At 69.3% G+C, this 322-nt stretch carries 1 protein-coding gene; it reads left to right on the top strand.

Annotated elements, in window-relative coordinates:
* The coding region (locus tag R0J88_RS19310; RefSeq protein ID WP_410900778.1) for a CoA transferase at positions 1–322 on the top strand (322 nt) is incomplete at both ends.

The following is a 322-nucleotide window of genomic DNA, read 5'->3' as shown; positions in this document are numbered from 1 at the left end:
CAACCATGCCGAGGCCGAGGCCGCTGGCCAGGACGCGCCCAGGGCGCTGCCGATGCAGATCCTGGATCACGCCTCGGGCTACCTGATGGCGTTCGGCGCACAGGTGGCGCTGGCGCGCCAGGCCACCGAGGGCGGCAGTTGGCATGTACAGGTGTCGCTGGCGCAGACCGCGCATTGGTTGCGCACGCTGGGCCGCATCGAAGGCGGCCTGAACCGCGCCATGCCAGGCTTCGAGGGCATGATGGAAACGGAGGCATCGGGGTTCGGCGAATTGATCGCGATGCGCCATGCCGCGCAGTTCTCTCTCACGCCGGCCCGTTGG

The sequence above is a fragment of the Pseudoalteromonas sp. SIMBA_162 genome, assembly GCF_046535955.1.
In the GTDB taxonomy this organism is placed as follows: Bacteria; Pseudomonadota; Gammaproteobacteria; order Enterobacterales; family Alteromonadaceae; genus Pseudoalteromonas; species Pseudoalteromonas marina.
The sequence above is the reverse complement of the archived record's forward strand: the minus strand, read 5'-3'. Positions and strand labels throughout refer to the sequence as shown.